Below are 26515 nucleotides of genomic sequence, written 5' to 3'. Positions count from 1 at the left end.
TATATCTGTTTCTGCAGCCGTCACCGTCCCCGTCACCCGTCCCCGTCCCCCTCCTTATAGGGAGGGGGACGTTTGGGGACGCTTCGGGCTGGCGGTTTGGGGACGCTTTGGGGATGTTTGGTGACACGTTTGGGGACATGTTTGGGGACATGTTTGGGACGCTCAAAATACCGGCTCCACGTACCCGCCGGGCAGGAAAGCCACCTTTCCGCCTTTTTCGAGCGACGTTTTCACCTTGTGCCATGTCTTGCGGTCGAACCCGCACCGATCGCGCCAGTCGTCAATTCGCACCCTGGCACCATCAGGACTCTGTCCGCCGTCGATCAACCGTTGTTGGTGTTCATCCAGCAGATCATTCAGTGCCGCCAGCGCCTTGGTTTGGTTCTTGCCTCTGCCCTCGCTGCCACGCTTGGCCGGCGCCACGTATTCAATGCCTCGCAGCGCAGCGCCAAATACTGGGGAACCGTCCTCCTCCGCCAGCGGCAGTTTCACGCCCTCCAGCTTGAACGCCAGGGGGTCAGGTTGCTCTGCGTCCTTCATCTTGTGCGCCTGCATGCGAACAATGCCGGTTTCGTCACGCTCCACCTGGTATTCAGCATCCACGGCACCACGCAGCGCCGTGGAGCCCCTCGCGCCCTTGGTGGCGTCCTTGCCGCTGTGGTGAACGACCATCACCGTGGCGCCCCAGGGTACGCGCAGATGCCTGTCCAGGTTCCCAACAAACTGCCCCATATCGGCGGCGGAGTTCTCGTCCGCGTTGAAGTTACGCGCCAGGGTGTCAACGATGATCAGGGCGGGCTGTTTGCCGGTCTGGTCCACCAGGGTGCGGACGGCATCGGCCACGTGGCACGCGGCCAGAACGTCATTCAACGGCGCGGCCATGGTGGACACGAACAGCGGAGCCCCGGCCAGGTCCACACCGTTGGCGAGCTCCCAGGCCTTGAACCGTCGCGCCAAGCCGTTGTGGCCCTCACCGGCGATATAGGCCACGGATCCAGACTTCACTTGGTGACCGTGCCAGTCGGTACCGGTAGCTACGCAGCACGCCACGTCAATCGCGCAGAAGGACTTGCCGTGCCCAGGCTCGCCGTACACAACGGCCAGCGAGTCAGACTCGAAATAGCCCTTTACCAGCCAGTCAATAGGTTTCAGTGTTCCGACCAGATCACCAATGGCCGTGAATCCGAATTGACGGCCAGCGTCCGGCTTGTCGTCCTTCAGCGGCAGGGCATCCACCAGCGCATCCATGCCGTAGCTGGCTGCGTAGTCGTTCCAGTCGGTTCCCTGTTCACCGGGGGCGAATTCAGGCAGGGCGACAGTCGCACCAACGGCAGCGGCCGCATCCTCGGCAGCGGTCTGACCAGGGTTGCCCTCGGTTTTGTGGTCGTTGTCGCCTGCAATCACCATATCGGCGTCTGGATGTATACGGCGCACGGCCTCTGCGACTCTGCACAGGTTGCCAGCATTGAAAGCCACGGCCACGGTGGCCCCGGTAGCGGTTTGCAATGTCGCGCCGGTGGCGTATCCCTCGCAGCAGATGACGCGGCCTTCGTCGCCAGGGATCAGCAGCATACCGCCAGCCATACGACCGCCGGCCAGAAACCACTTGTCGCCGTTCGGGGTGATCGCCTGCAGCGACTGAATCCGACCGTCCACGCCACGAACGGGGATCAGCAGACAGTTGGCCAGGGCTCCACGGCGCGTGTCGTCATCCATCCATACACCCTTGGGGATCGCGTCCGCCTGGCGAATGTCGCCAACGGGGTCAATGCATTTGGACTTTAGGTAGGGGTGCGCAGGATCAGGTGCGCCAGCAGCGTTCCATATGTCACCAGCCACGGCAGCACGCGCCTTGTAGCGCCGTTCTCGCTCACGTTTGGCATCATCACGTGCAGCCTGCAGGCGCTGGCGGTCCTGATCGCTCAGTCTGCGGCCACCGCTGGCGGTCCATGTTTGGTAGGTGCCGGATCGCCAGCAGCCAAAGAATCCAGCAGGTGTGCCATCGGTGTGCAGCGCATAATATCCGGCCTTGTCGCCGGCCTTGCCGTTGGTGGTAAACCGGTGTAGTTCGCCGTCTGTATCAATGTGGTCAGGTGGCGTTATGCCGGCTTCCTGCATCGCGGCACGGAACCCGTCAACAACCTGGTGCAGGGTTTGCGCATCCGGCAAAGCATGGTTATAATTTGTTCGATGATTTGAGGGGGTCTTGCTTTCCACGGCGGCCCCCTTTTTATTGCCCGACGCGCATGGTAGCGCGCTGATCGATCCACTTTTGAATATCCGACTGCCTCCAGCCAACGGCACGCTTGCCGATTTGTACCGGCTGAGGGAACCCCCCATCGCGGCGCATCATGTAAAGGCTGGTTCGCTTAAGGCCGGTGGCCTCAAGTACGGCAGGCAATCTCAGAATCTTGTCGTGCATGGTTGTCGTTCTCCGAATCAAATTGAACGACCCCATTAAATTTTCATGGCTGACCTAAACCCTCTGGCGAAATTTCCCTTTTTCCCCGCACAAATTAACCCCCGCTAACGAGGAATAACGGCCCTTTGACGCTAATCTCGAAAAATATTTATTCAGGCAATAAAAAACCGGCCCAAGGCCGGTTCCGAAAGGGGGAAATTTGGTCTAATCCGACGTTTGCAAAATCTCCAGCAGTCTCTGGCGCTGATCCTCGTCCAGCTCCGCCAGCTGGCGCGCAAGGTCGGCGGTGTCGGGCTGTGCTTGGTCCAGGTCCGGGGCGGTGGCGTAGGGTTTGCCTTCCAAAAAGTCGCTCCAGGCCTGCATCAGCTGGCGGCGCTTCGCCAGCTGTTCCCCGCGCCTGTAAGCGGCTTCGGCGGCGTTGCTGATTGTGTGTGCCAGAGACTGCTCGCAAGTGGCGTGATCAAAGCTTGTGCAATCTGAGGCCCAGTCTCTGAAAGTGCTCCTCATGCCGTGCGGCGTTACGTCGCCATGGCCGTTTTTGCGCAGGAAAACCAGCATGCTCATATTCGACATGTGCGGCACCTTGCGCCCCCGGCCGGGGAACAGAAACGGGCTTTTTGTCCTGGGGATGCTGGCCAGCACCTCCAGCGCCTGGGTGCTCAGGGGCACGGTGTGCGGCTTGCGGGCCTTCATACGCTCCCGCGGCACGGTCCAGACCGCTGCATCAATGTCGATTTCGTCCCAGCGCGCCCCCAGCACCTCGCGGGTGCGGCAGGCGCTCAAAATCAGCAGCTTCAGGGCTTGGGCGCTGGCGCTGTGCTTGTCCTTCAGCCATGCCCAAAAATCCGGGGCTTGCTGGTGCGGCAGGGCGGGGAAGTGCTGCACTGGCTGGATTTTCCGGTGTGGCGGCAAAACATTATCCAAATTGCCGCGCCATGCTGCCGGGTTCGGCTGGCTCCGGTCGCGGTGGCCTTGCGCAGCGGCATAATTTAAAACGCGCTCGATCCGCTGGCGCACCCGGCTGGCGGTTTCCGGTCTCTTGGTCCAGATTTTGCGCAGCAGTGCCAGCACGTCATCGCCGCTTATCTGGCCTGGCGTCTTGCTCCCGATATACGGAAAAACATATGCCTTCAGCGAAGCGCGCCATTGTGGCGCTTGCTTCGGGCCGCTCCAGCCGGGTTCCTGCTCGCTGATAAACCGCTCGGCCAGCTCGGCAAAGGTTGGCGTCTCACCAACTCGGGCGGCGGCTTCGCGCTCGGACTTTCGCCATTCAATTGGGTCTACGCCCCTTTGAGCTTGCGCCCTCATTTCTGCGGCCATCCTTCGCGCCTCGGCAAGGGAAACCGCCGGGAAACTCCCGAGGCCGCAATCTCGACGCCGGCCGGCAATCTGGTATCTGAAAATCCATGATCTGCGCCCGGTTTTTGAAACGCTTAGCAGCAGGCCGCCGCCATCCGAATGTCGCCCCGGTCCCAGCCCTTTTATTTGGCTGACTCGTAGTTTGTTCATGATTTTATCCCACAAATGGCCCCACACTTTTACGCTTCACAGAATACCATTTGAGATAATTTCAGGTAACAGGATTGGGGGATGTGTTCGTAAGCCTTTGAAAATTAAGGATTTTTATTATTCGTGATTATTTGGCGTTATTTTGGTTAGGCGGCCTCCCTCACCGCCACTTTGAAAAACCCGGCTTTCTGCCGGGTTTTTTTATGCCAGTCTATGCTTGACAGCGCCTAACTCAAGAAATCTTCCTGCCGCACGCGCCTGTCTGGGGGCTGATTGTCTCGCCCGGGGGGCTCTCTGTATTCAAGGTGAAGCAATCAGGGGTACCCTAATACTTTTCTCAGGATAAAAGGTTAAGTGTCATGGCAAAAGTGATGCGGCCACTGCTGTTCTTGCTGCTGTTTTTCTGTTCACTCTCTCAGGCCGCCGAGCAGCCGCTGGCGATCGTTATTCACGGTGGCGCCGGTACCATCGACAAGGGCGCCATGACCCCGGAGCGGGAACAAGCCTACCGCGATAAATTGCGCCAGGCATTGGACGCGGGCTTCGCAGTGCTTGAAGATGGCGGGACCAGTCTGGATGCGGTCACTGAGGCAATCACTCTGTTGGAGAATTCCCCCCTCTTTAATGCGGGAAGGGGTGCTGTTTACACCTATGACGGCCATCACGAGCTGGACGCCTCGATCATGGACGGCCGAACCCGTCAGGCTGGTGCTGTGGCCGGGGTCAGGCGTGTTGAAAACCCAATTCGTTTGGCGCGTCTGGTGATGGAACAGTCCCCCTTTGTGATGTTGTCCGGAGCGGGGGCTGAAGCTTTCGCCGAGTCTCAGGGGCTGCGATTGGTGGACAATCATCTCTTCGACAGCGAACACCGGTACCGGCAGTTGCAGAGGGCTAAGGAAAGGTTGGAGCGACAGCGGGGTGAAGATTACCGGGCCGCTGTGGAGGGGCTGCCGTCGCCTCTGCGCATGGGTACTGTCGGGGCTGTGGCTTTGGACAAGTTCGGCAATCTTGCCGCTGGCACTTCTACCGGCGGCATGACGGCCAAACGTTATGGCCGCATCGGGGATTCGCCGGTGATTGGGGCCGGTACCTTTGCCGATAATTCCTCCTGCGCTGTTTCCGCCACTGGTCACGGAGAGTACTTTATACGCTATAACGTGGCTGCCGATATCTGTGCGCGGGTGGGTTACCTGGGCAAGTCGGTTGTGCAGGCGGCGGATGAGGTTGTCCACCGGGTTCTACAGCGGGCCGGTGGTACCGGCGGGGTGATCGTGTTGGACGCCGCCGGAAATTTCGCCATGGTCTTCAATACCGAAGGAATGTACAGGGCTAGCCGCACCTCGGCTCAGCCCGCGCGGGTGGCTATATTCGAGTAGGGTGGGCGCGCCCAATCCATATGGCTTATCGATGACTGAGATGGAGTTCAATCATGGCAAAAAGCAGCAGGAAGAGACTAAACCGGAGGGAGATAGAGCGCTCGGTGCGACTTTTCTGGGGCGGAGTGCTACTGGCGGGCTTGTTCGCAGTTTTACTCATGCATGCCGCCCTGGCTTGAAATATTGCCCTGGAGAAGGGTGGCGCTCCCGGGTGGACTCGAACCACCAGTCCGGACTTAGGAGGTCCGTGGTTTATCCTGTTAACCGACGGGAGCGTAAGCCTATCTTTGTAGGCGGGGGAATGCCCACCGAGGCGTGCGGGCGGCTATTCTAACGGCTTGTCGCGCGTGTGTCATGCCGGTTATCTGCATCGCCCAGTTGGCCACCTTCCCCGGGTGGTAGGCAGTGGTGTTACTGCCGGTAACGTCAGTCGCCCGCTGGTTACATGGGGATACTTGTTTCGCTGTCAACAAATTGTCGAAAAACTGTCGAAAATTAGTCACTGTTCGGCGGTAATTTGCCGCCAGAGGCCGAATTTTGTGGGATGTTTTTGCGCGCCCGATTCGGCTTCGGAAACGGCGAAAAAAAACCTGGTTACAGCGGTAAAATTTTTCTTGACCAGGCTTGGCAGTGCTGGCTAATCTGCAACGGCACAACAAAAAAACACCGCAGGTTTTTCTGCTTTCGCAGATCGAGATTGTGGAGTTTCGTATGAGCGGCAACGTTAGCGGAAATGACTACGATTTTGATTACGAGGACCTTCCCCAAATAGCAAACGAGGTGCTTAGACAAGCCACGTCAAAGCCGCCTCGCGATGCCCGGCGAATGGTCGAGGATAAGTTGGAGGAAATGCGCCTTAGACGGGAGCTTATGGACTACGACTTCGACTTATAATATTGGAAAGGCGCCCTTAGGGGCGCCTTTCTGCGTTTTGGGCCGTGATGGGCTTATGTGTGGGCAATCCCTGGGTTGCTGTTGGAATCTATCCGGTTTCTTGAGCGGGGCAGGGGGGCCTCGAAAATCCACAGGCGCGGCTGCAAATATTGGTGTGTGCAGCTAGCGGGTTACTCCGCGACTTAAGCTTTCCATCCGGGCGTAGGTTCTCGCTACCCTCCTGGTATGTATTGATCAGGGGGTGGCTACCTAATTTGTGGCGCTATCGAGTGTAGAAGCAGTGGGCGGCAGAGGCGCCACAGGAAACCGTCACTGCAAGCGTTGTTACTTGTCCGACAAGAAATCCCACTCTTGCGATTTCTTGTCGGGCGGCAATTGCGTGGATCTGGATGATCCGGTGAATTGTCGAGATACGGAAAGGGAAATTCGCAATGGCGGTTTCGGAACAGTTTACGGCCAGGATCTCCACTGAGCTGTCGGAGAGTGGGGACGCATTGACCATCCGAGTGACTGGAAATTTTGACTTCAATATACACCGCGATTTTCTGCGGGCTTACCAAGATTTGTCACCCGCGCCAAGGCGCTACTGTATAGACCTTTCGGAAACGCAGCATATGGACAGTGCGGCTCTAGGGATGCTGTTGCTGTTGCGCGACCACTGTATGCGTGAGTGTACCTATGCGGGAGAGTGCTGTATTGAGTTGAGAAACGCCAATACGGATGTATGTCGGCTTTTGGCAGTATCCAATTTTGATAAGCTGTTCACAATTTGCCCCGGACTTTAAATGTGTTCCTCCGTCAGGTGTGATCAGAAGGCGATGAATCCCAATGTCCGAGTAACCTGAAATCAGTAACGTATATTAGGTGAAATAATTAGAGGTGTTCAGGAGACGTATGGGCCGCCGTGGCAGAGCTGGCGGCCCGCTGCTGCGGAGAGTGGGTGTGGTCAGGGCTGCCCGGCCTGTTTTTCCCTGCCGAAAATCCGACTCAGCCATCCTTGTATCCGCTTCAACTTATACGAAAGGCGTCCATCTCTGGCTTTGCGTGCTTTGTCTGCCTCACTTGCCAGCCAGGCAACCTGGATCACCAGGCGCTCGCCTTCAAAGGGCAAGTGGCCGTGAAACGAATTTTCCGTCCGCTTGAAAGCTACCAGAGTGCCGTAGGTGGGTTTGATCTCCGGCACTACCATATCGTCATAGTCGTCGATTCGGTTCAGAAAGCGCAGGCAGCCGTTGCCGTCCACAGTCCACTCGGGATTTAAGTACAGCAAAGCGGTGGCTATTTTGGATTTGCCATCGGTGTGAATATTGCCATGACGCTTCTTTAGGAAGCGGCTGATAGAGACATAGGTAGGGTATTGAGACAGCTTGTCGATACCCAGGTTATCGCCGATGGTGTCTGCAAAGTCAGGAGCCACCAACTGCTCAATCAGTTTGTTAATGGCATCACCGCAATGGGCTTTTTCATAGGGCAGGTAGCCGGCACCCCGGAGCCGGGGAAAGTCCTCCAGTAGCTTCGGCAGCAGATCTCGGGATAAAACGTCTCTGCCGACAAAAAAGGGGAAAGGGGCTGATCTGACCAGAGTGTTCCCGTTAGTCAGAGTGGTGGGCTGCAGCCAGCTGCTGCGCTCGGTGGCGATGGTTGTCATTGTTATGCGTCCTCATTGCATGGCACTCCCCGGTTTCCTCAAGGAGTAGATCGCGAAAACATCACGAAATCCCCGGCCTTGGAGGTAGTTACCCTTTGACTGCGCATCACCGACACCGCAGTCCCTCGCGGCCGAAGGCGCCAACATAGCAAAGCCGGTACCCACTGCCAACCGCCCAAAGTGTGCACGTGAGCACCAAGTCCAATGCATTTGCTGCCGGTGCCGGTATAATGCCGCTCAGTTTTTCAGCAACACCGGCAACAGCGGACTATGCCCTCCAACTCACCCCATCTACTGCAAGTGCGCGATCTGTCCTGTGAAAGGGATGGTCGGGACCTGTTTGCGGGTCTCAGTTTTGACCTGGCTTCTGGTTGCGCGGTGCAAATTGAGGGCGCCAATGGCGCAGGCAAAACCTCCTTGCTGCGCACATTGATCGGTTCCGCCGCGGATTTTTCCGGTGAGATCCTCTGGAATGGTGAGTCGTACCCCAAAGCGTTGCCGAAGTTGCGCGAATCCCTGCTGTATATCGGTCACCGGGCCGGTGTTCGTGGTGGTTTGACGCCGCTGGAGAATCTGGCTTGGTACGGCGCCAGCCGAGATGCGGCCTATAGGGCACTGGAGCTGCTGGATCTCTACGGGTTTGAGGATACTCTGTGCCAGCAACTATCCGCCGGTCAGAACCGCCGTGTGGCACTGGCACGCCTGTTTTTGCCGGAGGCACCGCCGCTTTGGATACTCGATGAACCATTGGCGGCGCTCGATGTGGCGGGTGTTTCGTGTCTGCAGGGGCAGATGGCCTGTCACTTGAGCCGCGGTGGCAGCATTGTGTTTACCTCGCATCAGCCGGTGGGTCTGACACCGCTACAGAGTATTCAGTTGGCAGATTATGCAGCTGGGGATACGGTTGCCGGAGGTGTGTTTGTGGGAGGCGAGGATGTCCATGCTTGATGCGCCCACCGGTAGACGGGTTGCCCCGGGATTCGGGGTGCTGTTTAAAACGGAGTTGCTGCTGGCGCTGCGCCACCGGGCGGATATTGCCAACCCGCTGTTGTTTTTTGTCACAGTTCTCGCGCTGTTGCCGCTGGGGGTGGGGCCGGAGCCTGCGCTGCTGGCCAAGATGGCGTCGGGCATGATCTGGGTGATGGCGCTGCTGGCAACCTTGCTCTCTCAGGAGAGTCTGTTTCGAGGTGATTTTGAAAACGGTAGCCTGGAGCAGATGGCGCTGTCCCCGCAGCCCCTCTATTTCGCCGTGCTGGCAAAATCGATGGTGCACTGGATGGTGACCGGCCTCCCGCTGGCTCTGTTGTCGCCGCTGCTGGGATTGATGTTGAACCTGCCCGCAGCCGGCTACCTATGCCTGTTTTTTTCCCTGCTGCTGGGTAGTGCCAGTCTGAGTCTGGTCGGGGCCGTGGGTGCCGCTCTGACGGTGGCGCTGAGCCGCCCGGGCCTATTGTTGGCACTGATCGTTATGCCGCTCTATGTGCCCGTGTTAATCTTCGGCACCGGTGCGGTGCAGGCGGCAATCGATGGCTACGGCTACAGTGCGCAACTTGCGGTTCTGGCTGCTTATCTGGCCGCCGCGGCGGCGTTGGCGCCTTTAGCAGCCGCGGGCGCTATCCGTATCAGTACAGAGACTTGATGGAGGTCTTCTTGGCTTGGCAATGGTTTCACCGCTTGGGTTCGCCGCGCTGGTTTTATCAGAAAACCGGCGCCTGGCTGCCTTGGTTGGCGCTGGCAAGTGCAGTGTTGCTTGCTACCGGTGCAGTCTGGGGCCTGGGCTTTGCGCCCGAAGATGCCAAGCAGGGCAACAGTTACCGGATCATTTACATCCACGTGCCCGCCGCCTTCCTGGCCTTGGCCGGGTACTACATCATGGCAGTTGGCGGTGCCATTGGCCTGATTTGGAAGATGAAGCTGTCTTTCGCGGTGATGCGGGCGGCGGCACCTATTGGCGCGGTATTAACGTTTATCGCCCTGTTTACTGGAGCCCTGTGGGGTAAGCCGACCTGGGGTACTTATTGGGTGTGGGATGCGCGCATCACCTCGATGTTGATACTGCTGTTCCTCTATATCGGCGTCATTGCGCTGGGCCGTGCTTTTGCCCGGGAGCAGGTGGCGGATAAAGCGTGTGCGCTCTTGGCACTAGTGGGCACTGTGAATATCCCCATTATTTACAAGTCGGTGGACTGGTGGTTCACCCTGCATCAGCCGGCAACGATCCGGCTGACGAAAGCGAGCAGCATAGACCCGAGCATGTTTTACCCTCTGTTGACGATGATCGCCGGTTTTTACTGTTTTTATGCCTGGACATTGATCGCCCATACGCGCGTACTGCTGCTGCAGCGGGAGTGGCGCACCCAGTGGGTTCGGGAAGCACTGGTGGAGGAGAAGTAGGTGGAAAACAGCATGGAATTCCAGTTTGCCACGCTGGCGGATTTTCTGGCGATGGGGGGGCACGGTTCCTATGTATGGGCGTCCTATGCCGTCACAATTGCCGCGCTGTTGGCGCTGGCCATCTACCCGGCGCTGCGCCGCCGACAGCTGCGGCGTGAGCTCTTGCGCCAGCAGCGAATTGAGCGGCGCCGGCAGGTGAAGCGAACAGAGATAGCGGAACCTGCCTGATCGCTGTCTGTCCGTGGAATATCATGGGACGGAAAATTCGCCAGTTGGTGTTTTTCTGTTCCTGCCCTGAAAAGAATCCCCTTGTCAAATTTTCCGGAGCACAAACGAAACAATGCATCCAGCACGCAAACAGCGCCTGATCCTGGTGATCTTCCTGGTGGTTTTCTCCAGTGCCGCGGTCGGTTTCATCACCTATGCGATGCGCAACAATATGGATTATTTTTACGCGCCGAGCGCCTTTGCCGCGGGGGAGGTCCCCTTTGATAAACGTATCCGCGCGGGTGGCTGCGTGCTTCCCGGCAGCGTCAAGCGGGCGCCGGATAGTTTGGATGTGCGCTTTGCAATTACCGACGGAAAAGCAGAGCTGCAGGTGGTTTTCGATAAAATATTGCCGGACCTTTTTGCCGAGGGAGAGGCGGCGGTTGTGACTGGGCGTCTGTTACAGGACGGCACTCTGCGCGCGGACCAGGTGCTGGCCAAGCACGATGAGAATTACACGCCGCCCGAGGTGGCTGAATCCATGCATGACAAAGCCAGCTGTGCCGGTGGGGCGAAAATATGATTCCAGAATTGGGCCATTTTGCCTTGATCGCCGGGCTGTTGCTTTCCCTTGTGCTTGCCTCGGTGCCGATGGTCGGCAGCTATTCCGGGCGGGCGCTGTGGATGGCTGCGGGCAGACCGCTGTCGCTCGGCGTGCTGACTTTTGTCTTCATCGCATACATATGCCTGACCCTGGCTTTTGTGCAGAGCGATTTCACCGTCAATTATGTCGCCGAGAACTCCAACAGTATTCTCCCATTACATTACAAGTTCACAGCGGTATGGGGAGGGCATGAGGGATCGATTCTGTTGTGGCTGATGATCCTGGCGGGGTGGACTGCAGCGGTGGCGCTTTTCAGCCGGAGGCTGCCGCTGGCACTGGTCGCAAAGGTGCTGTCGGTGATGGGCCTGGTGATGGTGGGGTTCTTTCTGTTTATCCTGATCACCTCCAATCCTTTTGAGCGCACCCTGCCTTTCCCGCCACTGGAGGGGAACGACTTGAATCCGCTGCTCCAGGACCCGGGGATGATTTTCCATCCGCCGCTGTTGTATATGGGGTATGTGGGTTTCTCGGTGGCTTTTGCATTTGCCATAGCCGCGTTGCTCAGTGGTCAATTGGATGCGGCCTGGGCCCGGTGGGTGCGGCCCTGGACTGCGGTGGCCTGGTGTTTCCTCACTCTGGGTATTGCCCTCGGTAGCTGGTGGGCATACTACGAGCTGGGCTGGGGCGGCTGGTGGTTTTGGGATCCAGTGGAGAATGCTTCATTTATGCCCTGGTTGGTGGGTACGGCGCTGATGCATTCTCTCGCGGTCACGGAAAAGCGTGGCCTGTTTAAAAATTGGACCATTTTGCTTGCAATTTTCACCTTCAGCCTGAGCCTGTTGGGAACCTTTCTGGTGCGCTCCGGTGTGCTCACTTCCGTGCATGCTTTTGCCACCGACCCCCTGCGTGGAGGCTTTATTCTCGCCTTTCTGGCGGTAGTAGTGGGTTTATCTCTGCTGTTGTTTGCTTTGCGTGCGCCCGCGGTCAGCGCGGTCAGCGTTTTTTCATTCCGCGCCCGTGAAACTTTCCTGCTCGGCAACAACGTCCTGTTGGTGTTGATCATGGGGGTAGTGCTGACCGGTACCCTTTACCCCCTGCTGGCCGATGCCTTGAACTGGGGCAAGATCAGTGTGGGGCCCCCGTTTTTTAATATGTTCTTCGTGCCGCTGATGGCGCTGGTATGTCTGCTGTTGGGGATGGGGGTTCATGCCAATTGGAAGGACAGCCGCTGGGACAAGCTTCTCGGTGCCTGGCGTTTGCCGCTGCTGGTCGCGGTCACCGCGGCATTGACTCTGCCGTTTGCGGCGGGCGGTTTCCACTGGGGCGCGGCTTTGGGCATTTTTGTCGGCGTATGGGTTGTCGCTGCCAGTTTGGCCGATATTCTCGCCAAGACCCGTCATGCGGCAACACTGGCTGCCGGTCTCAGGCGACAGCGCATCAGTTTTTACGGTATGCATTTGGCGCATATTGGCTTGGCGGTATCCGTGTTGGGCGTGGCTTTGACCACTATCTACAGTGTTGAAAAGGATTTGCGCATGGGGCCTGGCGACACCCACAGTGTGGCCGGCTACGATTTCCGGTTCGACGGTGTGCGCAAGGTACAGGGGCCAAATTTCAGTGCATTTGAGGGCATAGTGTCCGTCAGCAGGCGCGGGCGGGCGGTGGCGGAACTGTACCCGCAGAAGCGCAACTACTTCTCCGGCGGCAGTACCATGACCGAGGCGGCTATCGATTCGGGGCTGTTCCGGGATATTTATGTCGCCCTCGGCGAGCCGCTGGAGGAAAACAACCCCAATGGCGACTGGGCTGTGCGGCTGCAGTACAAAGCATTTGTAGTCTGGATTTGGCTCGGAGCGGTGCTGATGAGTGTGGGAGGAGGTCTGGCGGTTGCCGACAAGCGTTACCGCAAGGCAAAAGCGGTTCGGGAGCTAGCCGCCGGCCCCGCCGTGACTGCATAAGGGGAGGCAAGCGAATATGGCAAGGTTAAAGCTGTTTTTGCCGTTGATGATTTTTGCCGCGCTGGCACTGCTGTTTTGGCGTGGTTTGTATTTGAATCCGCAAAAACTGCCTTCTGAGCTATTGGATAAGCCAGTGCCGGAGTTTTCGTTGCCCAAAGTGCGCAACGAAGCGGAAATAATGGAGAGGAAGGATCTGCCTTCGCAACCCTATCTGCTGAATGTCTGGGCCACCTGGTGTCCCCCTTGTCGCGTCGAACATCCGTATTTGAACAAGTTGGCGCAGGACGGAGTGCCGATTATTGGCGTCAACCTGAGGGACGATCCGGCGGATGTCGAGAAGTGGCTGGATACTATGCACGATCCTTACCGCTTCAGTGTCGCCGATAGGGAAGGGCGGCTCTACCTGGACTTGGGAGCGACCGGTGCGCCGGAAACTTTTTTGGTGGATGCCGAAGGTGTTATTCGCTGCAGACATGTAAGTGTTGTGGATGAGCGGGTATGGTTGACCAAACTAAAACCACTGTACGAGAGATTGCAAGAACAACCCTGGGACGATTTCGCCAGTGAGCTACCGGATTCCCTGCTCGACAGTTGTCGCTGAGACGGAAGAAAAAAAGAGCCGCTTTATTTGCTGGCTGGGGCCGGTTGAGGATAAGGCAGATTTTCAACAGCAGTTGAATGTAGTGCGCACCCAATATCCGGATGCGACACATCATTGCACCGCGCTTGTCATCGGGAATCCCGCCAACCCGGAGGTGATGCTGTCCGATGATGATGGAGAACCCGGCGGCAGTGCTGGGCGGCCGATGCTTGAATTGCTGTTAAAACAGGAAATCGGCAATGTCGGAGCCATAGTTACTCGTTATTTTGGTGGTACCAAATTGGGTGTCGGAGGGTTGATGCGCGCCTATCGCGGCGCAGTCGGGGCGGCGTTACAGTCGGTTGAGCTGACAACGTTTATTCCCTTGCGACAGGTGAGTGTGACTTGCGACTTTGCGCAAGAATCCCGTCTACGTTTTCTCGCCGACCAGCATGGCGGTAAATGCATTGATGCCGTTTACAGTGAAAAGGTGACGGTGCAAATAGAGCTGCCGGAAGATCGCCTGGCAGCGTTTCGGAAGCAGCTGGTGGCGGAAGGGTTGCATATTTCAATGGCAGAGGAGTGACGCATTTCCTTTGAGGTCGGATTAATTTCGCGACCTCTGGTCACTGGCTGTCAGCTTTAGGCCTGGTGGAAAATCATTTGGTAAAACGAAAAAGGCTCACACTATTGTGTGAGCCTTTTGAAAAATGGCGGACCGGACGGGACTCGAACCCGCGACCTCCGGCGTGACAGGCCGGCATTCTAACCAGCTGAACTACCGGTCCGCATTTTTTCCAACCCCCGCCTAGCGAGAGAGGAAAATGGTGGGTGGTACAGGGGTCGAACCTGTGACCTACGGCTTGTAAGGCCGTCGCTCTCCCAACTGAGCTAACCACCCCGCGTCAGGAGCTGCGTATCTTAATGAAAAATTTTGCCGCGTCAACGCTTTCGGAAAATTTTTTTTGTCTTTCAATGAGTTAAGGAATCTCTGATGAAGTTGCTTCGAAGCGCTCAAGATACTTTGAGGTCTGTTGATAGGCCCGGGTGATGGGGAGGGTATGTGGAAGCCCACTGCAGCAACGGCCCTTTATGAATTAATCACAGGTTGCTGAGGTGGCTCGGAAAAATTTGCCTGGGTGCTGCGGCTGGCGCCTCCTGTCACATGCATATTTTATCCTCGAGCGGGCGCGGATAGTGGCCGCTGCTGGAAAACTGTCAGTGATCGCGGCGGCGTTGCTATAATCGCGCGAAATTCCGGCGGAACGACGATTGTGAGAGAACCCCTGATCCAGAGAGGCTGGCTGGCCCGAGTTTTAGAAATCCTGTGTGCCTTGAGTTTGTCCACGGCGGCGTTGGCAGCGGTGGAGGCGGAGCAGTTGTCCACGCCGGAGTTGCAGGCGCGTTACGAGGTATTGATCGAAGAATTGCGCTGCCCTAAGTGCCAAAATCAGAATCTGGCGGATTCCGATGCACTGGTGGCAAAAGACTTGCGCCGGGAGATTCGACGCCTGTTGGAGGAAGGGTTTACTGACGGAGAAGTAACGGACTATATGGTGGCGCGCTATGGGGATTTTGTGCTCTACCGGCCGCCCCTGCAGCGCAATACACTGGCTCTGTGGTTGGCGCCGGGAATTTTTGGCGCCATCGGGCTGCTGGCGCTGATCGTTATCGTTTTGCGCTCGCGCACTGGCGTGGAGGGTGGTCAGCAGGATGCCGGAGGTGCTTTGACAGAGGGTGAACGGCAGCGGCTACGGCAGTTGCTGGGAGATGAAATCGATGAATCGGCCGGCAGCGGGGCAGACAAAAAATGATTGGACTCTGGTTTGGTGTGGCGTTGCTGGCGCTGTTGCTGGCCTGCGTGATTCTGTGGTCGGTCTTGCGCGGTGCGGGCAAGGGGGAGGAGGTGGACAAGCGCACTGCCCTGGCGGCCCTCTACCGCGAGCAGCGGGCAGAGCTGCGGGCTTCTCTGGACAGCGGTGCCATCCATAAAGAACAGTATGCGCAGTTGGAAGCGGAGATGGCGCGCAACCTGTTGGCCGCAGGGCAGTCCGCATCCGGCCTTGCCGAATCCGACCGAGGGCGCGGTCTACTGTTTGCCTTGGTGCTGATTATGCCGTTGGTGGCAGTGGGACTGTACCGTTGGTCCGGCAATGCCGGCGACCTGTCGCTCTACCGGGATATGCTCGCAGCTCAGAAAGGCTCGCCCAGTGCAGAGAATCAGGCGAGCATCATTGCCCGACTGAAGGCGCGAGCCGAGCGTCATCCGGACGATCTGACCGGGCGCTATGTGTTGGCGCAGTGGTTGCTGGCGGAAGGGGACTTGCAAGGAGCGGTGGAGTCTTACCGCTACGTGGTGGAGCGCGAGCCACAGGCGGTGGTCGTCAAGGCCGAGCTGGCGCAGGCCCTGTTTTTTGCTAACGGATCCCGCATCGACGGCGAGGTGCGCGGCTTGGTGCGCCAGGTGCTGGATGTGCAGCCGGACAACGGCACGGCACTGGGGTTGGCGGGGATCGAGGCGTTTGAACGCGGAGATTTTCGCATGGCGAGGCAGCATTGGCAGCGCGCCCTGAATCAGCTGCCAGCGGAATCTGCCGCTGCCCAGGCGTTGGCCGCCGGTGTGGCCCGGGCTGAACGGGCGCTGGCGGATAGTGGCGAGCCCATGGTGCCGGTTGGATCTGAAAGCGATTCGGTGGCGGGCCCTGCGATTCACGTGCGGGTAAACCTGGCGGAGGGCGTTTCCGCGGAGCCGTCGACGCCGGTATTTGTCTATGCTCGCGGCGCTGACAGCCCTATGCCGCTCGCAATTGTACGCCTTTCAGCCGGTCAGTTGCCCGCGGAAGTGGTACTGGATGAGTCCCGCGCGATGATGCCGGGGCGCTCCATTGCCAATGTCGACACGGTGCAGCTGGTGGCACGCCTGGCAGTAAATGGCGATGCACGCCCAGCACCGGGAGACTGGCAGGGCAGCATTGAAACACTGCCGAAGTCGGCCTGGGGTGATCCGGTCGCTATTACTATCGACTCGGAACTCTAAGCGCTCAATAGCGAGGTAGGAGGCCCTGGGTGGTTTCCAACGCACTTTGCGTGAAACGTGCAGCGATGCGCTTTTGGTCCGATAAATTTCCGCTGAAACCCCCGCCGCCGCCATGTACAATTAGCGGTTTGGCGAGCCGCTGCCTGACGGCATAAAACAAATACCGAGTTAACAATTACATGCGTCTGAAGTGCATCAAGCTTGCGGGTTTCAAGTCTTTTGTTGACCCGACCACTGTTTATTTCCCGTCGAATCTGAGTGCCGTGGTCGGCCCCAATGGTTGCGGCAAGTCCAACACCATCGATGCGGTGCGTTGGGTTATGGGGGAGTCGTCGGCCAAAAACCTGCGCGGCGACTCCATGACCGATGTGATATTCAATGGCTCCAGTGGCCGTAAGCCGGTGGGACAGGCCTCAATCGAGTTGGTGTTCGACAACTCCGACGGCAAGCTCACAGGACCCTACGCCGGTTTTGCCGAGATTTCGGTCAAACGCAAGGTAACCCGCGATGGTCAGAACAGCTACTACCTGAACGGCGACAAGTGTCGCCGCCGCGATGTGACCGACCTCTTTCTGGGGACGGGCCTGGGGCCGCGCAGCTACGCCATTATCGAACAGGGCATGATCTCCAAGCTGATTGAGGCCAAGCCCGAGGAACTGCGCGTATACATCGAAGAGGCCGCCGGTATCTCCAAATACAAGGAGCGTCGCCGCGACACTGAAAATCGTATGCGCCGAACCAAGGAGAACCTGGAGCGCCTTACGGATATCCGCGACGAGTTGGACCGGCAGCTGGCGCGCCTGGAGCGCCAGGCTGCAGCTGCGGAAAAGTACAGCCGGTTCAAGGAGGAAGAGCGCGCCCATAAAGCGCACTTGCAGGCACTCAAATACCGCGATCTGGACGATCAGTCCAAGGCCAAGCAGCAGCAGATATCTGAATTGGAACTGACGGTTGAAGAACTCGTCACCCGCCAAGTCAGTTGCGATACAGAGATAGAGCAGAAGCGCGTCGGCTACCACGAACTGTCCGATGGCTTCAATGAAGTGCAGGGCCGGTTTTACGCCGTCGGCGCCGATATCGCGCGTCTGGAGCAAAGTATTGCCCACGCGCGCGAGCGCAGCAGCCGACTGCAGTCGGACTTGGCGCAGACCGAGCAGGAATTCCGCGAGGCGGAAACGGCCCTGGAGGCGGACAGAGAGAAAAGCGCCCAATTCGAGGCCGAGCTGGAAATGGTCACGCCGGATCTGGAACTGGCTCAGGCGGCTGAGGAGGAGTCGGCGCAGAAGCTGCTCGCCGCGGAAGATGCGATGCGCGAATGGCAAAACGAGTGGGACCAGTTCAACCAGGGCGCTTCCGGCTCTCGCCAGAAAGCTGAGGTACAGCAGTCTCGCATACAGCATCTGGAAACTTCCCGCCAGCGTTTGCAGGAACGTATCAACAAACTGCAGGCGGAGCAGGCCGGGCTGCAGAGCAGTGGTGACGACGGTGAGACGGAACAGCTCAGAGAGCAGCTGGCGGAGTTGGAGCTGCAGACTGGCGAACGCCGCGAAGCGGTGGCAGAAAAGAACGAAGCTCTGACAGAACTCCGCACGCGCGAGCGCGAGATCGCCGCGGAACTGGACCAGCTGCGCCTGCAGCTGCAGACCAGTCGAGGTCGTCAAGCCTCTCTGGAAGCTTTGCAGCAGGCGGCACTGGGACAGGGCCGGGCCGTGGAAAACTGGTTGCAGCAGCAGGCCCTGGCGGACAGGCCGCGTCTGGCGGACCAGATCAGCGCCCAACCCGGCTGGGAAAAGGCGGTAGAGACGGTGCTGGGGCCCCAGGTGCAGGCGGTGTGCGTCGATCAACTGGAAAGTGTGTCCGAAGGGATTGCCGCTCTCGAAAGCGGACAGGCGGTATTTGTCGATGAGTATCGGGTGAGCGAAGCCCCGCGTGGAAACCTGCCGGCCCTGGCGGATGTGGTTGAAGGTCCCGCTTCACTGGCCGGCCTGCTCGCTGGAATTTATACCGCGGAAGATCTGACCGCGGCGTTGGCGGTTCGAGCACAGCTCAAGGCCCACGAATCCATCGTTACCCGCGATGGGCTCTGGCTCGGCCCCAACTGGTTGAGAGTCAGCCGGGCCTCCGATGCTGAATCCGGGGTACTGGCGCGCAAGCAGGAGCTGGAGGAGCTGGAGCGCGCGATTACCGCCACCGAGGAGCAGATCGAAACTCTGTCCGAACAGCGTGAAACCTTGCGCTTGAAAGTGGCTGAACTGGAGCGGGAGATAGAACAAGCGCGCGGCGAATTGGAGCAGCTGGGCCGCCGGGAAGCGGAGCTGCGCAGTCAACTGTCCGCCCACCGCGCCCGCGCCGAACAGATGAATGAGCGCCGCACCCGCGTGGAGCAGGAAATCGTCGAAGTGCGCGAACAGCTGGAGCTGGAGGGGGAGTCCCTGTCCGAGGCGCGGCTGTTGCTGCAGGAGGCCGTGGAGGCCATGAGCGTTGACACCGACCGCCGCGAAGCACTGCTGGCGCGTCGCGACGAGCTGCGCGAGGCCCTGGAAGCGGCGCGAACCCGCGCCCGCGAAGACAAGGATCGCGCCCATGAGCTCGCTATGCGCGAGCAGTCGGTACGCACCCAGATGATGTCCTTGGAGCGCACCCTGCAAGTAATGCGCGAACAGCTTGAGCGGCTGCGCAGCCGTCGCGAACTGTTGCAGGAGCAAATGGCGGAAAGCCAGGACCCATCTCAGGATTTCCAGGTGGAGCTGGAAGAGAAGCTCGCCGAGCGGATGGAGGTGGAAGCGGAACTCGCCGACGCGCGCAAGAAACTGGAGGAAGTGGAGAGTGGGCTGCGTGAGCTGGAGCAGGAGCGCCACAAGGTGGAGTCCGCTCTGCAGGGCGTGCGCGCCCAGTTGGAGCAAGAGCGTCTGGCGGCGCAGACCCTCGAAGTACAGCGCAACGGACTTGTAGAACAGTTGCACGAAACCGGTCACGAAGTGGAGCAGATCCTGGCGGAACTCCCAGGCGACCTGACCATCTCACAGGTGCAGGAGGAACTGGAGTTAGTCGCCGCCCGCATCTCGCGCCTGGGGGCGATCAACCTGGCGGCCATCGATGAATACAAGCAGGAGTCCGAGCGCAAAAGCTATCTGGACCGCCAGTACAGTGATCTGACAGAGGCGCTGGAAACTCTGGAAAATGCCATCAAAAAAATTGACCGAGAGACCCGTACCCGCTTCAAGGAAACCTTCGATCAGGTCAACGCCGGTCTGCAGGAGCTCTTTCCCAAGGTGTTTGGCGGCGGTCACGCCTATCTGGAACTCACGGGCGAAGATCTGCTGGATACCGGTATCGCGATTATGGCGCGCCCGCCGGGCAAGCGGAACAGTACTATTCACCTTTTGTCTGGCGGAGAGAAGGCGCTCACAGCCATCGCGTTGGTGTTTTCTATATTCAGACTCAACCCGGCGCCTTTCTGCATGCTTGACGAAGTGGATGCGCCGCTCGACGATGCCAACGTGGGCCGCTATGCGCGCATGGTTAAAGAAATGTCAGAGTATGTGCAATTCATCTACATTACCCATAACAAAATTGCCATGGAGATGGCCGACCAGCTGTTGGGGGTAACCATGCACGAACCGGGTGTGTCGCGCCTGGTATCCGTGAATGTGGAAGAAGCGGCCGAACTGGCGTCCGCATGAGGGGCGTAACGGAGAGACGCTGAAATGGGAAACTGGCTGATTACAATCCTCGGGTTGATCGTGTTGCTGGCGGTGCTCGACGGCGTGCGCCGCGCAATTTTAAAGCACCGTGCGGCGATGAAAGTCTCGGACAATCTGTCGCGGGCTATGCGCCAGGAGAGTGATGATCACGATATCCTGTCTGCGCCTCGCCGGGCGGCGCCCCGCCGGGCGGACAATCCAGCGGTAGGGGAAAGTGGGCAACCAGATCCGGAGGAGGCGGAGAAGCGCCGCCAGATCGCCGCGGAACTGCCCGGCCAGGTGCGCGTAGTACAACGGCGTGCTCTGGAAGATGCGCTGCGGGTAAACCGCAAAGTCCAGGAGAGCTTTATGTCCTCCCGCAAGCCGTTGGCCGGCAGTAACCCCAATCGGGAAGCGCCGGAGCAGGCATCGCTCAATCTGGAAGAACAGGTGCCCACGCTGATGGATTCGGTTGCCGACGACGAGCGCCGGGAGCCGGAACTCGACGAATCGGAAAGCCTCGAAGCCCTCTACACGGCGCCGGAAGAAGAGACGCCTGTGTCCAAGCCCGCAGTAGGCAAGGCAGCGCCCCAGGCGCGCAAAGAGAAGCCCGTGAAGAAACATACCGTGGATGCGGAGGTCGGCGAGGAACACAAGCGCGAGCAAAGGGAAAAATCCCCAGTGGAGGAGGTGCTGATTATCAACGTCGTAGCGCCCGACGGGGATAGTTTCGACGGCAAGGATATATTGCGCGCGGTAATGGCTGCCGGCATGCGTTTCGGAGAAATGGATATCTTCCACTATCACCAGGGCGGCGCCGACGACGGCCCTGTAGTGTTCAGCCTTGCGAATATGGTGGTGCCTGGCGTGTTTGACCTAGCGCGTATGGAGGCGTTTTCCACCCCCGGCCTGAGCCTGTTTCTCGCACTGCCGATCGAGGAAGAGGCCATTAAGGCTTTCGAGCAGCTGTTGACCACCTCGCGCCAGATCGCGGAATTGCTCGGCGGTGAACTGAAGGATGAAAACCGCAGTGTTTTCACCGCTCAGACCGCGGAACACTACCGCCAGCGCGTGGTGGAATACCAGCGGCGCAGAGCACTGGCGAAGGCACAAGCCTAATTCCATTTCCCCATCTCACCGTCAGGGAGGAAACCGCGGCTCCGCCTGTAGCGAGCGCGGTTTTCCCTGTTGGTGGCGGCAATCCCCAGTTTTTGATAGCACCAAAATGACGGATAAAAAAATTCCCAGCGAAATACAGCAGCGCGCCCAGGAGCTGCACGAAATTCTCCAGCGCGCCAATCACATGTACTACGTACTCGACAACCCGGAACTGCCGGATTCCGAATACGACCGTCGCCTGCGCGAGCTACAGGCCCTGGAGCAAGAGTATCCGCAACTGATCACCCCGGATTCCCCCACGCAGCGCGTTGGCGCAGAGCCGTTGAAAGCGTTTGCGGAGGTGCACCACGAGGTGCCCATGCTCTCCCTGGACAATGCGTTCAGTGATGAGGAGTTGCGGGAGTTCGACCGCCGTGTGCGCGAACGCCTGAATAGCAGTGAACCGGTGGAATATGCCTGTGAGCCCAAGTTGGACGGCATTGCCGTTAGCCTTCTGTACCGCGGTGGTCTTCTCGAACGCGCGGCAACCCGTGGGGACGGCACAACAGGAGAGGACATTACCCGTAATGTGCGCACCATTGGCTCGGTGCCGTTGCGCCTGCTGGGCGGCGATCCGCCCGCGGTTCTCGAAGTGCGTGGAGAAATCTACATGCCCAAAGCGGGTTTTGCAGAATTGAACAAAAAGGCGGCAGCGGCTGGAGAAAAGCTCTTCGTCAATCCGCGCAATGCCGCCGCCGGCAGCCTGCGACAGCTGGATTCGCGGATCACTGCACAGCGTCCGCTCGAATTCTGTGTTTACGGTGTCGGCCTGGTAGAGGGCGCCGCCTTGCCTGAGCGGCATACGGAAATTCTACGGCAGCTCAGTCGCTGGGGGTTTCGCATCAATAGCGAAATGTCGGTGGCAAGGGACATCGGTGAATGTATTTCCTATCACCGCAAACTCGGCGAGAAGCGCGAAGCGTTGGCCTACGACATAGACGGCATCGTGTTCAAGGTGAACGATACCGCCCTGCAACAGCGCCTGGGGTTTGTCGCCAGGGCACCGCGCTGGGCTATGGCCTATAAATTTCCCGCTCAGGAGGAAATGACCGAACTGCTGGATGTGGAGTTTCAAGTGGGTCGCACTGGCGCTGTGACACCGGTGGCACGCTTGAAGCCGGTCTTTGTCGGCGGCGTGACAGTATCTAATGCCACCTTGCACAATCGCGATGAAATTGAGCGCCTCGGTGTCAAAATCGGCGATACAGTCGTAGTCCGCCGAGCTGGTGACGTAATCCCACAGGTGGTCTCGGTAGTGGCGAGCAAACGCCCGCGGGATGCGCGTACCATCGTATTTCCAACGCATTGCCCGGTTTGTGGTTCGCCGGTGGAGTCCGCCCCCGGAGAGGCGGTGGCGCGGTGCAGCGGTGGTTTGATCTGTAGCGCGCAGCGCAAACAGGCGATCAAGCACTTCGCTTCGCGCAAGGCGATGGATATCGAAGGACTCGGAGACAAGCTGGTGGAGCAACTGGTGGATGAGGGGTTGTTGCACTCTGTTTCTGGTCTGTATCACTTGCAATTCGAGCAGCTGGTGGCGCTCGAGCGCATGGGGCAAAAATCAGCGCAGAACCTGCTCGATGCCCTGGAGCGCAGCAAACACACAACCCTGTCGAAATTTCTCTACGCGCTGGGCATTCGCGAAGTGGGGGAGGCCACTGCGCGCAACCTCGCCAAGCACTTTGGCGATCTGGCCCCACTGATGCAAGCCGATGAAGCGGAATTGCAAGAAGTCGAGGATGTAGGGCCGGTGGTGGCGCACTTTGTCGCCGAGTTTTTCCGCCAGCCACACGCCCAGGAAGAAATTGAGGCGCTGCGTCAAGCCGGTATCTTTTGGGAACCGGTGGAACAGGGCGGCGAGGCGCAGCCGCTTGCGGGCCAGACCTGGGTATTGACTGGCAAGCTGGAAACGCTGTCGCGCAGTGAAGCCAAGGACCATCTCCAGCGTCTCGGTGCCAAGGTGGCCGGTAGTGTTTCCGCCAACACCGATACAGTCGTCGCTGGCCCCGGTGCCGGTTCAAAGCTGAATAAAGCTCGGGAGCTGAATATCCCCACGATGGATGAGGGTGAATTCCTAGCCATGTTGCGGGGCCGCGGCATCGCCATTTAGGGACCCTCTGGTGCATTCGCGTGGGCGCTGTAATTGGTTTTAAGCGCCCAGGCAGTCGGATCGAGGTTTCGAAAATATACGAGTACATCCCTGCGGCTCCGCTGGATGCTTCCCTGTATCCGACGGTTACCCCATCATCTGAGCTTCTTCTCTGGCTTCGATGTATCTTTGCCGTCAAGGAGAGAGTTAATTAGTGGTTCCTTGGTTGCGGGCATAACACAAAAAGGAAGTGGTCATTTGTGTGATTATAGGGTTCGATTTGGCGCACAAATCCGCAATCACAGAAGGCCGCTGGTGGATACTGTACACGGGCTGTGCTCCGTGCTCGTTATCTGATCGGCAGGTGTTGTTCTGCGGGTGAGATTTCGGTTGTAGCTTTCTCTCCCCTTGGCCGTTAAAGTGGAGCCCAGGTTTTATTCGCGCAGGATAATTTTTATCCAAAGCGCCGCTGTAAGGATAGTTTCAAGTGCTTCAGGGCGATCAGGAATCTATTGTCTACGGTTGTATCAAAGACAGTAACAGCCTCGCGGGTGGTGCCGAGCGCAGGCGTGTTAATCGCGCGGCGGTGCTGGCGTTGCCCAGTGCGGACGAGTGGCCCTTCCTATGCCGGGATATGTTTTCCATTCCCACGATCAAAGTGAAAAAGTCCCAGTACCAAACCGATGTTATTCACTTCGGCGCTTCCTACCGGGCCGTGGAATACGAGTGGAATCTTTGGATACAGAAATTTGAGGAGTTGCTGCGCAATATGTACTGGGTTTCTGCCACGGTACATTTGGAGACGGAGCTGTCCGGCATTCATTCGTTTACTTGGGAGGCTGCGGGCCTCTACCATGAGCCGGGCTGCGGTGGCATGCAGGTGCGCTGTGAGTGGACTCAGGAGGGACGGGTCAGCGTCTGACTGCGCTACCGGTTATCCCACCGTTTGGCTAAGATAACCGCGAGTTGCGCCCATCAGCGGCTTTTCCAGAATATTGATTACTGACGAAAGGAGTTGTTATGAATGTCTACCGGTCTGTGATTCTGACCAGTGCACTGTTGTTTGCCCCCTTCCTGCACGCCAGTGAGGATGCGGCGGCGAAGCTGATCTCCGAGGCCCCGGCAGATGCCAAGGTCTACATTATCTCTCCCAAGGACGGTGAAAAGGTCGGCACAACTTTTACTGTGAAATTTGGGTTGTCTGGAATGGGCGTGGCGCCCGCGGGCGTGGACAGAGAAAAGACCGGTCACCACCATTTGTTGATCGATGTGGATGAACTGCCGGATATGACCAAGCCGCTGCCGGCGTCGGAAAACATTATTCATTTTGGTGGCGGCCAGACCGAAACCGAGGTCACTCTGCCGCCGGGTAAGCACACCCTGCAGCTGGTGCTTGGCAATCATCTGCACATTCCGCACAAGCCGCTGGTGATCTCGAAAAAAATCACCGTTACCGTCGAATAGGGGATACCCTGGGAACGCGCATGGCCGGCAGTTTTCGCACTGAGAAAGACAGCCTGGGCGAAGTGCTTGTACCCAAGGACGCCTTGTACGGTGCCCAAACTCAGCGGGCGCTGGAAAACTTTCCAGTGAGCGGCAGCCGGCTGCCGACAGACTTCATCCGCGCCATCGTGCTGATCAAAAAATCGGCCGCCCAGGCCAATAGTGACTTGGGGTTGTTACAAGGTCAGTTAGCGGATGCTATCGTGGCGGCCTGCGATTCCCTGACGGAAGAAGACTTCGACTCTCAGTTTCCCGTCGATATCTACCAGACCGGTTCCGGTACCAGTTCCAATATGAACGTGAACGAGGTGCTGGCCCGGATCGCGGCTCGCGACAGCGGCCTCGCTGTTCACCCCAACGATCACGTCAATATGAGCCAGAGTAGCAATGACGTGATTCCCAGCGCCATTCACGTGTCTGCACTGCTGGCGGTGCGCGACCACCTGCTGCCGGCTTTGCGTCATCTGCACACCGCTGTGGGGGAGAAGGCGGCGGCACTGGAAGACGTGGTCAAGACTGGCCGCACCCATCTGATGGACGCTGTGCCTATGACGCTGGCACAGGAAATCGGTGCCTGGGGGGCCCAGGTGGAATCCTGCCGTGAACGCATTCGCGGTACATTGCCACGCTTGGCGCAGTTGGCCCAGGGCGGCACAGCAATAGGTACAGGGCTCAATGCGCACCCGGACTTTGCCCAGCGCTTTGCGCAGAAGTTGAGCAACAACTGCGGTCAGCAATTCCGGCCCGCCGATAATCTCTTTGCCGCTATTGCCTGTCAGGACACCGCGGTTGAGTTGTCCGGTCAGTTAAAAGTGTTGGCGGTCGCCCTGATGAAAATCGCCAATGACCTGCGCTGGATGAACAGCGGTCCACTTGCCGGCCTCGGTGAGATCGAACTGCAGGCCTTGCAGCCTGGCAGCAGCATTATGCCGGGCAAGGTCAATCCCGTGATCGCCGAGTCTGTGGCAATGGTGGCGGCGCGGGTGATCGGCAATGATGGGACCATTGCACTGGCGGGGCAGAGCGGCAATTTTCAGCTTAATGTTATGTTGCCACTGGTGGCGCATACATTACTTGAGAGTATTCGCCTTCTGAGCAGCGCCGCGCGGATTTTGGCGGACAGGGCGATCGCTGGATTCACGGTCAACCGCGAACGCATAGAACAGGCGCTTTCTCGCAACCCTATTCTGGTGACGGCGCTGAACCCGGTAATCGGCTACGCCAGGGCGGCGGAAATTGCCAAGGAGGCCTACCGCAGTGGACGGCCGATCCTCGATGTCGCGCTGGAAATGACGGATTTGGACGAGGAGACGCTCCGGAAACTACTGGATCCGGTGCGTTTGGCTCAGGGGGGGCTGATCGGATAGGCGGCCGCGTACCAGCCGCTTGCCGAAACTACGCAAGCAGGGCCAGCCCCATCATGATTGCGGCGATAAGCGCCGCCATGTATTCGAGC

At 58.6% G+C, this 26515-nt stretch carries 23 protein-coding genes and 3 tRNA genes; 19 read left to right on the top strand and 7 right to left on the bottom strand.

What is annotated here, in order from left to right; translation table 11 throughout:
- Nucleotides 1-162: 162 nt before the first annotated feature.
- The 3 genes from BM155_RS04565 to BM155_RS04555 form a co-directional block, all read right to left on the bottom strand.
- The gene (locus BM155_RS04565; protein WP_074901258.1) at nucleotides 163-2169 is read right to left on the bottom strand and encodes an AAA family ATPase; all 2007 of its coding nucleotides are present in this window, start codon (nucleotides 2167-2169) and stop codon (nucleotides 163-165) included.
- Nucleotides 2170-2230: 61 nt separating this feature from the next.
- Complete coding sequence (locus tag BM155_RS04560; protein ID WP_074901436.1) at nucleotides 2231-2422, bottom strand: helix-turn-helix transcriptional regulator; 192 nt, start codon at nucleotides 2420-2422, stop codon at nucleotides 2231-2233.
- Nucleotides 2423-2626: 204 nt separating this feature from the next.
- Nucleotides 2627-3931, bottom strand: a complete 1305-nt coding sequence (locus BM155_RS04555) for a tyrosine-type recombinase/integrase (protein WP_074901256.1) — start codon at nucleotides 3929-3931, stop codon at nucleotides 2627-2629.
- 359 nt (nucleotides 3932-4290) lie between these two features.
- On the opposite strand from BM155_RS04555, the gene BM155_RS04550 reads away from it, so the two are divergent.
- Entirely contained in the window at nucleotides 4291-5307 is a 1017-nt protein-coding gene (locus tag BM155_RS04550; RefSeq protein ID WP_139223132.1) for an isoaspartyl peptidase/L-asparaginase family protein, read from the top strand.
- A gap of 199 nt (nucleotides 5308-5506) precedes the next feature.
- Here BM155_RS04550 and BM155_RS04545 read toward each other — a convergent pair.
- Nucleotides 5507-5582: transfer RNA gene (locus tag BM155_RS04545), tRNA-Arg, on the bottom strand.
- 355 nt (nucleotides 5583-5937) lie between these two features.
- Between BM155_RS04545 and BM155_RS04540 the strand changes: the two genes are divergently transcribed.
- A complete protein-coding gene (locus BM155_RS04540) occupies nucleotides 5938-6201 on the top strand; it encodes a PA3496 family putative envelope integrity protein (RefSeq protein WP_074901254.1) in 264 nt (87 codons plus the stop codon).
- 431 nt (nucleotides 6202-6632) lie between these two features.
- The gene (locus BM155_RS04535; RefSeq protein ID WP_067153742.1) at nucleotides 6633-6986 is read left to right on the top strand and encodes an STAS domain-containing protein; all 354 of its coding nucleotides are present in this window, start codon (nucleotides 6633-6635) and stop codon (nucleotides 6984-6986) included.
- A 161-nt stretch (nucleotides 6987-7147) separates the two neighbouring features.
- Here the strand turns inward: BM155_RS04535 and BM155_RS04530 are convergent, their stop codons facing one another.
- The gene (locus BM155_RS04530) at nucleotides 7148-7849 is read right to left on the bottom strand and encodes a 2OG-Fe(II) oxygenase (protein WP_074901252.1); all 702 of its coding nucleotides are present in this window, start codon (nucleotides 7847-7849) and stop codon (nucleotides 7148-7150) included.
- A 270-nt stretch (nucleotides 7850-8119) separates the two neighbouring features.
- On the opposite strand from BM155_RS04530, the gene ccmA reads away from it, so the two are divergent.
- From ccmA to BM155_RS04490, 8 genes are all read left to right on the top strand, one after another.
- Nucleotides 8120-8797 (top strand): cytochrome c biogenesis heme-transporting ATPase CcmA, encoded by a 678-nt coding sequence (gene ccmA / locus BM155_RS04525; RefSeq protein WP_067153736.1) that lies wholly within the window; start codon nucleotides 8120-8122, stop codon nucleotides 8795-8797.
- Complete coding sequence (gene ccmB / locus BM155_RS04520; RefSeq protein WP_082817465.1) at nucleotides 8784-9488, top strand: heme exporter protein CcmB; 705 nt, start codon at nucleotides 8784-8786, stop codon at nucleotides 9486-9488. Before ccmA ends, ccmB begins: the two co-directional genes overlap by 14 nt.
- A gap of 11 nt (nucleotides 9489-9499) precedes the next feature.
- Complete coding sequence (locus BM155_RS04515; RefSeq protein ID WP_067157775.1) at nucleotides 9500-10243, top strand: heme ABC transporter permease; 744 nt, start codon at nucleotides 9500-9502, stop codon at nucleotides 10241-10243.
- Nucleotides 10244-10471, top strand: a complete 228-nt coding sequence (gene ccmD / locus BM155_RS04510; RefSeq protein WP_231902343.1) for a heme exporter protein CcmD — start codon at nucleotides 10244-10246, stop codon at nucleotides 10469-10471.
- A gap of 112 nt (nucleotides 10472-10583) precedes the next feature.
- Nucleotides 10584-11033 carry a cytochrome c maturation protein CcmE gene (gene ccmE / locus BM155_RS04505; RefSeq protein ID WP_074901250.1) on the top strand — a complete coding sequence of 150 codons (450 nt, stop codon included), beginning with the start codon at nucleotides 10584-10586 and terminating at the stop codon, nucleotides 11031-11033.
- On the top strand, nucleotides 11030-13012 hold the full coding sequence (locus tag BM155_RS04500; protein ID WP_074901248.1) for a heme lyase CcmF/NrfE family subunit: 1983 nt from the start codon (nucleotides 11030-11032) through the stop codon (nucleotides 13010-13012). The genes ccmE and BM155_RS04500 overlap by 4 nt, the downstream gene beginning before the upstream one ends.
- Before the next feature lie 16 nt (nucleotides 13013-13028).
- Entirely contained in the window at nucleotides 13029-13613 is a 585-nt protein-coding gene (locus BM155_RS04495; RefSeq protein ID WP_067153727.1) for a DsbE family thiol:disulfide interchange protein, read from the top strand.
- Nucleotides 13576-14178, top strand: a complete 603-nt coding sequence (locus BM155_RS04490) for a YigZ family protein (protein WP_074901246.1) — start codon at nucleotides 13576-13578, stop codon at nucleotides 14176-14178. Before BM155_RS04495 ends, BM155_RS04490 begins: the two co-directional genes overlap by 38 nt.
- 125 nt (nucleotides 14179-14303) lie before the next feature.
- Here BM155_RS04490 and BM155_RS04485 read toward each other — a convergent pair.
- A tRNA-Asp gene (locus BM155_RS04485) sits at nucleotides 14304-14380 on the bottom strand.
- A 37-nt stretch (nucleotides 14381-14417) separates the two neighbouring features.
- A tRNA-Val gene (locus BM155_RS04480) sits at nucleotides 14418-14493 on the bottom strand.
- 373 nt (nucleotides 14494-14866) lie between these two features.
- On the opposite strand from BM155_RS04480, the gene BM155_RS04475 reads away from it, so the two are divergent.
- The 8 genes from BM155_RS04475 to BM155_RS04440 all read left to right on the top strand — a co-directional run bounded on the left by BM155_RS04475 (nucleotide 14867) and on the right by BM155_RS04440 (nucleotide 26426).
- Nucleotides 14867-15406, top strand: a complete 540-nt coding sequence (locus BM155_RS04475; protein WP_254773107.1) for a cytochrome c-type biogenesis protein — start codon at nucleotides 14867-14869, stop codon at nucleotides 15404-15406.
- Nucleotides 15403-16629, top strand: a complete 1227-nt coding sequence (ccmI, locus tag BM155_RS04470) for a c-type cytochrome biogenesis protein CcmI (RefSeq protein WP_074901244.1) — start codon at nucleotides 15403-15405, stop codon at nucleotides 16627-16629. The genes BM155_RS04475 and ccmI overlap by 4 nt, the downstream gene beginning before the upstream one ends.
- Before the next feature lie 179 nt (nucleotides 16630-16808).
- The gene (gene smc, locus BM155_RS04465) at nucleotides 16809-20312 is read left to right on the top strand and encodes a chromosome segregation protein SMC (RefSeq protein WP_074901243.1); all 3504 of its coding nucleotides are present in this window, start codon (nucleotides 16809-16811) and stop codon (nucleotides 20310-20312) included.
- A 24-nt stretch (nucleotides 20313-20336) separates the two neighbouring features.
- Nucleotides 20337-21431 carry a cell division protein ZipA gene (gene zipA / locus BM155_RS04460; RefSeq protein WP_074901241.1) on the top strand — a complete coding sequence of 365 codons (1095 nt, stop codon included), beginning with the start codon at nucleotides 20337-20339 and terminating at the stop codon, nucleotides 21429-21431.
- Nucleotides 21432-21537: 106 nt separating this feature from the next.
- Nucleotides 21538-23577 carry an NAD-dependent DNA ligase LigA gene (gene ligA / locus BM155_RS04455; RefSeq protein ID WP_074901240.1) on the top strand — a complete coding sequence of 680 codons (2040 nt, stop codon included), beginning with the start codon at nucleotides 21538-21540 and terminating at the stop codon, nucleotides 23575-23577.
- A 466-nt stretch (nucleotides 23578-24043) separates the two neighbouring features.
- Nucleotides 24044-24478, top strand: coding sequence for a hypothetical protein (locus BM155_RS04450; RefSeq protein ID WP_067153712.1), 435 nt, complete (start codon nucleotides 24044-24046; stop codon nucleotides 24476-24478).
- 98 nt (nucleotides 24479-24576) lie between these two features.
- A complete protein-coding gene (locus tag BM155_RS04445; RefSeq protein ID WP_067153710.1) occupies nucleotides 24577-25020 on the top strand; it encodes a DUF4399 domain-containing protein in 444 nt (147 codons plus the stop codon).
- Between the two features lie 20 nt (nucleotides 25021-25040).
- Nucleotides 25041-26426, top strand: coding sequence for a class II fumarate hydratase (locus BM155_RS04440; RefSeq protein WP_074901238.1), 1386 nt, complete (start codon nucleotides 25041-25043; stop codon nucleotides 26424-26426).
- Nucleotides 26427-26515 lie beyond the last annotated feature (89 nt).

Origin of the sequence: Microbulbifer thermotolerans (assembly GCF_900112305.1) — a bacterium.
In the GTDB taxonomy this organism is placed as follows: domain Bacteria; phylum Pseudomonadota; class Gammaproteobacteria; order Pseudomonadales; family Cellvibrionaceae; genus Microbulbifer; species Microbulbifer thermotolerans.
This window is presented reverse-complemented; position numbering and strand designations above follow the sequence as displayed.

What these genes read in the sequence shown, in the direction of transcription:
- BM155_RS04560 (WP_074901436.1), bottom strand. Translation starts at nt 2,422, where the DNA reads ATGCACGACAAGATTCTGAGATTGCCTGCCGTACTTGAGGCCACCGGC.
- BM155_RS04555 (WP_074901256.1), bottom strand. Translation starts at nt 3,931, where the DNA reads ATGAACAAACTACGAGTCAGCCAAATAAAAGGGCTGGGACCGGGGCGA.
- BM155_RS04550 (WP_139223132.1), top strand. Translation starts at nt 4,291, where the DNA reads ATGGCAAAAGTGATGCGGCCACTGCTGTTCTTGCTGCTGTTTTTCTGT.
- BM155_RS04535 (WP_067153742.1), top strand. Translation starts at nt 6,633, where the DNA reads ATGGCGGTTTCGGAACAGTTTACGGCCAGGATCTCCACTGAGCTGTCG.
- BM155_RS04530 (WP_074901252.1), bottom strand. Translation starts at nt 7,849, where the DNA reads ATGACAACCATCGCCACCGAGCGCAGCAGCTGGCTGCAGCCCACCACT.
- ccmA (WP_067153736.1), top strand. Translation starts at nt 8,120, where the DNA reads ATGCCCTCCAACTCACCCCATCTACTGCAAGTGCGCGATCTGTCCTGT.
- ccmB (WP_082817465.1), top strand. Translation starts at nt 8,784, where the DNA reads ATGTCCATGCTTGATGCGCCCACCGGTAGACGGGTTGCCCCGGGATTC.
- ccmE (WP_074901250.1), top strand. Translation starts at nt 10,584, where the DNA reads ATGCATCCAGCACGCAAACAGCGCCTGATCCTGGTGATCTTCCTGGTG.
- BM155_RS04500 (WP_074901248.1), top strand. Translation starts at nt 11,030, where the DNA reads ATGATTCCAGAATTGGGCCATTTTGCCTTGATCGCCGGGCTGTTGCTT.
- BM155_RS04495 (WP_067153727.1), top strand. Translation starts at nt 13,029, where the DNA reads ATGGCAAGGTTAAAGCTGTTTTTGCCGTTGATGATTTTTGCCGCGCTG.
- ccmI (WP_074901244.1), top strand. Translation starts at nt 15,403, where the DNA reads ATGATTGGACTCTGGTTTGGTGTGGCGTTGCTGGCGCTGTTGCTGGCC.
- smc (WP_074901243.1), top strand. Translation starts at nt 16,809, where the DNA reads ATGCGTCTGAAGTGCATCAAGCTTGCGGGTTTCAAGTCTTTTGTTGAC.
- zipA (WP_074901241.1), top strand. Translation starts at nt 20,337, where the DNA reads ATGGGAAACTGGCTGATTACAATCCTCGGGTTGATCGTGTTGCTGGCG.
- ligA (WP_074901240.1), top strand. Translation starts at nt 21,538, where the DNA reads ATGACGGATAAAAAAATTCCCAGCGAAATACAGCAGCGCGCCCAGGAG.
- BM155_RS04445 (WP_067153710.1), top strand. Translation starts at nt 24,577, where the DNA reads ATGAATGTCTACCGGTCTGTGATTCTGACCAGTGCACTGTTGTTTGCC.
- BM155_RS04440 (WP_074901238.1), top strand. Translation starts at nt 25,041, where the DNA reads ATGGCCGGCAGTTTTCGCACTGAGAAAGACAGCCTGGGCGAAGTGCTT.